At 63.4% G+C, this 6,172-nt stretch carries 4 protein-coding genes and 2 pseudogenes; 5 read left to right on the top strand and 1 reads right to left on the bottom strand.

Annotated elements, in window-relative coordinates; genetic code table 11:
- Nucleotides 1-93 precede the first annotated feature (93 nt).
- The 5 genes and pseudogenes from H8A95_RS41140 (at nucleotide 94) to H8A95_RS41120 (ending at nucleotide 5,092) form a co-directional block, all read left to right on the top strand.
- Nucleotides 94-1,643, top strand: a pseudogene (locus H8A95_RS41140) (hypothetical protein).
- Nucleotides 1,640-2,542, top strand: a complete 903-nt coding sequence (locus tag H8A95_RS41135) for a terpene synthase family protein (protein ID WP_229172059.1) — start codon at nucleotides 1,640-1,642, stop codon at nucleotides 2,540-2,542. The pseudogene H8A95_RS41140 and the gene H8A95_RS41135 overlap by 4 nt, the downstream one beginning before the upstream one ends.
- A 28-nt stretch (nucleotides 2,543-2,570) precedes the next feature.
- Nucleotides 2,571-2,762, top strand: a pseudogene (locus H8A95_RS41130) (type 2 isopentenyl-diphosphate Delta-isomerase); the annotation flags it as partial.
- A gap of 729 nt (nucleotides 2,763-3,491) precedes the next feature.
- The gene (locus H8A95_RS41125; RefSeq protein WP_229172060.1) at nucleotides 3,492-3,785 is read left to right on the top strand and encodes a helix-turn-helix domain-containing protein; all 294 of its coding nucleotides are present in this window, start codon (nucleotides 3,492-3,494) and stop codon (nucleotides 3,783-3,785) included.
- Nucleotides 3,786-3,805: 20 nt separating this feature from the next.
- Nucleotides 3,806-5,092, top strand: a complete 1,287-nt coding sequence (locus H8A95_RS41120; RefSeq protein ID WP_229188192.1) for a type II toxin-antitoxin system HipA family toxin — start codon at nucleotides 3,806-3,808, stop codon at nucleotides 5,090-5,092.
- A gap of 453 nt (nucleotides 5,093-5,545) precedes the next feature.
- On the opposite strand, the gene H8A95_RS41115 is transcribed toward H8A95_RS41120, so the two are convergent.
- On the bottom strand, nucleotides 5,546-5,824 hold the full coding sequence (locus H8A95_RS41115) for a recombinase family protein (protein WP_229172062.1): 279 nt from the start codon (nucleotides 5,822-5,824) through the stop codon (nucleotides 5,546-5,548).
- Nucleotides 5,825-6,172 lie beyond the last annotated feature (348 nt).

The following is a 6,172-nucleotide window of genomic DNA, read 5'->3' as shown; positions in this document are numbered from 1 at the left end:
CGCCATGCGCCGGGCCGCGACGGGCCTGCGGCGACGTGCGCGGCGTCCGCCGATCCTGCTTCTCGTCAACCGCCTGCAGAAGGAACATCCCGCGTGCACGCGCTGTCCGAACAGATCCTTTCCGAATTGCGCCACCTGCTGAGCGAGATGAGCGATGGCGGCAGCGTCGGTCCGTCCGTCTACGACACGGCGCGAGCTCTGCAGTTCCACGGCAACGTCACCGGTCGGCAGGACGCATACGCGTGGCTCATCGCGCAGCAACAGGCCGATGGCGGATGGGGAAACGCGGACTTCCCGCTGTTCCGCCATGCGCCCACATGGGCGGCGTTGCTGGCATTGCAGCGTGCCGATCCTCTTCCCGGCGCTGCCGACGCAGTCCAGGCTGCAACCCGGTTCCTCCAGCGCCAGCCCGATCCTTACGCGCATGCGGTGCCGGAAGACGCGCCGATCGGCGCGGAGCTGATCCTGCCGCAGCTTTGCGGCGAGGCCTCATCCTTGCTGGGCGGCGTGGCGTTTCCGCGCCACCCGGCGCTGTTTCCGTTGCGGCAAGCGCGCCTGGTCAAGCTGGGGGCGGTGGCGACGTTGCCGAGCGGCCATCCGTTGCTGCACTCCTGGGAAGCCTGGGGGACGTCGCCGACCACCGCATGCCCGGATGACGACGGCAGCATCGGCATCAGTCCGGCGGCCACCGCCGCGTGGCGTGTGCACGCCGTGACACAGGGGAGCATGCCGAAGGTCGGGCGCGCGACGCGTACCTGCAGGCGGCATCGCGGGCGACGCGCAGCGGCATCGAAGGTGTCGTTCCTAACGTCTGGCCGATCAATGTGTTCGAGCCATGCTGGTCGCTGTACACCCTGCATCTGGCCGGGCTGTTCGCGCATCCCGCGCTCGCCGAGGCGGTGCGCGTGATCGTCGCGCAGCTCGACGCCCGCCTGGGCGTGCGCGGTCTGGGCCCGGCCTTGCACTTCGCGGCCGATGCGGACGACACCGCCGTTGCATTGTGCGTCCTGCGCCTTGCAGGCCGCGACCCGGCGGTCGATGCGTTGCGTCATTTCGAAATCGGCGAGCTGTTCGTCACCTTCCCCGGCGAGCGCAATGCCTCGGTGTCGACCAACATCCATGCCCTGCATGCGTTGCGACTGTTGGGAAAGCCCGCTGCCGGCACCAGCGCCTACGTCGAGGCCAATCGCAACCCGCACGGTCTATGGGGCAACGAAAAATGGCACGTTTCGTGGCTGTATCCCACCGCGCATGCGGTCGCTGCGCTGGCGCAAGGCAAGCCCCGGTGGCGCGACGAGCGCGCGCTGGCGGCGCTGCTGCAGGCGCAGCGCAACGATGGCGGCTGGGGTGCCGGTCGCGCGTCCACATTCGAGGAAACCGCCTATGCGCTGTTCGCGTTGCACGTGATGGACGGCAGCGAAGAGCCTATAGGGCGCCGGCGCATCGCGCAGGCGGTGGGGCGTGCGCTGGAGTGGATGCTTGCTCGCCATGCGGCGCATGCATTGCCGCGGACGCCGCTGTGGATCGGCAAGGAACTGTATTGCCCCACCCGGGTCGTGCGCGTGGCCGAACTCGCCGGCTTGTGGCTAGCGCTTCGTTGGGGGCGGCGCGTCATGGCCGAGAGAGCAGGAGCAGCGCCATGATCCAGACCGAACGCGCGCTGCAGCAGGTGCTGGAGTGGGGGCGTTTCCTGACCGGGTTCGCCGACGAGCATGCCGTGGAAGCGGTCAGGGGCGGCCAGTACATCCTGCAGCGCATCCATCCAAGCCTGCGCGACACCAGCGCCCGCACCGGCCGCGATCCGCAGGACGAAACGCTGACCGTGGCGTTCTATCGCGAACTGGCGCTGCTGTTCTGGCTCGACGATTGCAACGACCTTGGCCTGATCGCGCCGGAGCAGCTCGCCGCGGTAGAACAGGCGCTGGGGCAGGGTGTGCCGTGCGCGCTCCCCGGATTCGAGGGCTGCGCCGTGCTGCGCGCATCGCTGGCCGCGCTCGCCTACGATCCTCGCGACTATGCTCAGCTTCTCGACGATACCCGGCGCTACTGCGCGGCGCTGCGCGCCGGACACGCGCAGGCGGCAGGGGCGGAACGCTGGTCCTACGCCGAGTACCTGCACAACGGCACCGATTCGATCGCCTACGCCAACGTGTTCTGTTGCCTGTCGTTGCTGTGGGGGCTGGACATGGCGACCTTGCGCGAGCGTCCGGCGTTTCGCCAGGTCCTGCGGCTCATCTCCGCAATAGGGCGCCTGCAGAACGATCTGCATGGACTCGACAAGGACAGGTCGGGCGGCGAGGCCGACAACGCGGCGATCCTGCTGCTAGAACGCTATCCGACTATGCCTGTGATGGAGTTCCTCAACGACGAGCTGGCCGGCTATACGCGCATGTTGCACCGGGTGATGGCGGAAGAATGCTTTCCTGCGCCGTGGGCACCGTTGATCGAAGCCATCGCGGCCATCCGCGCGCAGTACTACCAGACCTCGACCAGCCGCTACCGCAGCGACGCTGTGGGGGGAGGCCAGCGTGCGCAGGCCTGAACGCGCGGGAGATGGCGGCGTGCGCGCGCTGCCGTCGGTTCGATCCGACGCAACGCCGCCGCCCGATGCGATGGATGGAGCGAGCATGTGCGACACCGCCCTGAGCGGGCGCAAGGACGACCATCCGGACCTCGTGCTGGATCGGCGAACGGCGCCGGCCATGGTCGCCGCCGGCTGGGAGTACATCCGGTTCGAACACTGCGCATTGCCCGAGTTGGACTGCTGATCAGCTCCATGACCGGTGGCATGCCATCAAAGTGCAGCCGGCGGACAGGTCGAGCGATTCGTTCCGGGAGCTGAAAACCCGGCCTCCTTGGTGATGGTATGCCACCGACATCGATTTGAGCGCTCAAGCCTTCACAAGGTCGATCCCCTGTTTCGCGGCAGAGGGATCAGCAGTGCTCAGCAACATTGGGGGACCCTCGATCGGCTCACCGGAGCTCCTCGTGCAATGACTCGCCAAAGATCGCAGCACCATCGAACGATAAGCTCATGCTGATCAAGATCGTGTCCCCACGCATGCGGTCGACGCTGCAAGGCGCGAGCTGTCATATTAGGGACGACGGCGCCAATTCTGGCGCGGCCTCGATGCTCACCAGCAGGCTTGGATGTCTCGAGAGGCAGTTTGCGAGGGCGAAGATGGAGTCTTTCAATCGAGCTTATAGGAGGCCTGAAAGAACGTACCCCAGCGCTCCTTGCTGTACTTTGCAAATGGGCGAGGTCGTCGGTGCGCAGCGTTCGTTCGGCGGCTGGGAGGAGATGACTCAAGTCACAACGGTAACATCTCCTGCCAGGCTCGGCCGCCAGCTTTTTCGCGGGTAAGAAACTTAGTTTTCGATATTAGTTTTAAGGCATATTTTTGGATTATGAGATAAAACCAATACTTCGGCAATATTGCGTATAACTCATATCCCTATTATATTTCCTAAAACTAATAAAGGAGACATCCATGATTTTGAAGAGAATCAACGATGTGGGACTGGCCATGAGACAGGCCCGCCAGGAGCGAAAGCTGACCCAGAAGCAGCTCGCCGTCAAGCTCGGAACCAATCAGGAATGGATCTCCCAGTTCGAGACGGGCCGCCTTGAGAACCCAAGCCTCGGGACGGTCCTCAAGGCGATGGCCATTCTGGGGGTGAATCTGAGCATCGACAGCTTTCCAAAGTCCGTTCGGGACGAATCCTTGGACACCGGTGACCTCGCGCTGGACGAGCCAAGCTTCCTCAAAGGACCGGGCCGATGAGCAAATTCCTGAATGTTTTGATGGGCGGCGTCCCGATCGGTCGCCTCGAGCAGATGGATAGCGGCGTACTCGGCCTCGCGTATGCCGACCGCTGGCTCGCGGCGGATAGGATCCAGATTCCGCTCTCTATGTCCCTGCCTCTCGCTGCCAAGAAGCACTCAGGCGCCGAGGTGACCAACTATCTCTGGAATCTGCTTCCGGACAATGACCAGACTCTGCAGAAGTGGGGGCAGATCTACGGCGTATCGCCGAACAGCGCGTTCGCTCTGCTGTCCAAGGTCGGAGAAGACTGCGCCGGCGCGATCCAGATCGTTACCGACGAATGGATGGCCGCCAATGCCGGCTCGCCCGCTGAGGTCCAGTGGATAGACGAAGCGGAGGTCGCAAACCGCCTCAAGCGCCTGCGCGAGGAGAGGACGTGGACGGGACGTCGCGACAGCGATCGGGGGCACTTCAGCCTCGCCGGCGCGCAGCCAAAAATGGCCTTGCTGTTCGACGGAAGGAGGTGGGGCGTACCGAGCGGCCGCCGCGCGACCACGCATATCCTCAAGCCGCCCATGCCTCACCTCCGGGGCACGATCGAGAACGAATACGCATGCCTGCGTCTGGCGAGCCGCGTAGGAATCACGTCAGCCGAAGTGAAGGTCGGAAAGTTCGGTGAAGAGATCGCGATCGTCGTTACTAGATACGACCGCGAGATCGGTACCGACGGAGTGGTCCGACGCTTTCACCAGGAGGACATGTGCCAGGCGCTCGGTGTGCATCCCGCCACCAAGTACCAGAGCGAAGGCGGTCCCTCGATCGAGCAGATCTCCAACGAAGTGCTGCGTTATGCTACCGATCCTGAGGCGGAGAAGGCGAGGTTCGCCGAGATGATCGCGTTCAACTTCCTGGTGCTCGGTACCGACGCCCACGCGAAGAACTTCTCGGTCGTCCATCTTCCGGGGCGAAAGATGTATCTCGCGCCGATGTACGACGTCCTGAGCTTCGTGCCCTACGACGACGACGAACACGAGCGGCGCAGGCTGCGGATGGCTATGAAGATCGGTGGCTACTACAAGTTCTCCGAAATCCAGCCGCGGCATTGGGCGCGCCAGGCGAAGCTTATGCAGATGGATCCCGACGAGATGATCGCGCGGTTGGTCGCGCTCGCTGAGAAGATACCGCACGCGCTGAGCGACGTCGTGAAGGAAGCGCGGGCCGGTGGACTGAAAGAACCGGTGCTCGACGCGATGCTGGACGGCATTTCGGCACGCTGCGAGGCAATCGTGAAACAATACGGAGCGACTGCCGCGCCGGTGCCGTGACCTGTGTTGCTCTTTTGCGGCCGCCGCCCGAAGTCAGCGACCGGGGACGGGCGAGGCGCCATCTTCAAGGCCGTTGTCGCCGTCATGCAGCCCAAGGATCTCGGCCACAGCCGCCTTGACAAGAATCGAGTGGACCATTCTGGCAACAGTCGTGCTCGCCGTCCCGCCTCTCTAGTTAATGTTGATATGGGCCCGGGAGCTTGTGCCGATCATATGCAGCCCCTCGGAAGTGCGAGGTAGAGACTAGTCGACGTGATGCTTCGGCCCGAAACTGATCTTCACCATTAAGAAAGCCCGCGTACAACGCATATACGCCGGCCACGGGCAAAGTTCTGAGCTTTCAGATCTCGTGACCAGTAGCTCGGCTTTTCTGAGACCTAAATCATCGAACTTGGAAAAACCGATGTGCTTCGAGTCTCCAACGACGACAGGCAATTCATTACTCAGTTGTACTCAGTTGTGGAGGGAATTCCTAATATTGGTCTTGCATGGGGTTCTGATGCGGCGGGTATTGCGGGCCAAGCGAGAAGCGTCGAGACTCACCACAAGACCGGCATTGCCAAGGCCGATCTCGGCAATGAGCTTCTGGAAACCATGACGATCCACGCCGCCAGCACCGGACTTGCCCAGGTCTTCGTCAATCACCTGAACGCGCTCAGGCGGCCAGCCCAGACCGATGGCACGATCGACAAGGCGGTACTGTAGCTCGGTGCTCTCCTGATGCTGGCGCACCTGGTTCACGGATGACTGCCGCACGAGACATAGGCCAACTTGGCTCGGTGCGCAGTCGTGAGCCGCTCGTCAGCGATGTTCGAGCTGATCAGCACGACCCAGTCCCCTTCCGGGCGTGCCGGGAATCGCTCGCATTCGCCGCATCAGCGCGGCGATCGTTTGAGCAACCTGGGTTTGCGTCGCGGTCGATAGATTCGGCCACAGGCGCGGAATGCCAGCCGTGGGATGGCCGGGTGGATTTGCCAACGTCGGCAGGGGTCGATACGCAACGCGACCTGGAAGCGGTCGGTGGGTCATCGCGAATCACCTTCTCGTCGAGAAGGCTCAGACTCGCGCCCAAATGTTGCA

It is taken from the genome of Bradyrhizobium oropedii (assembly GCF_020889685.1).
Taxonomy (GTDB): Bacteria; Pseudomonadota; Alphaproteobacteria; order Rhizobiales; family Xanthobacteraceae; genus Bradyrhizobium; species Bradyrhizobium oropedii.
Note: the sequence above shows the minus strand (reverse complement) of the source record. Positions and strands in the feature narration are given on the sequence as shown.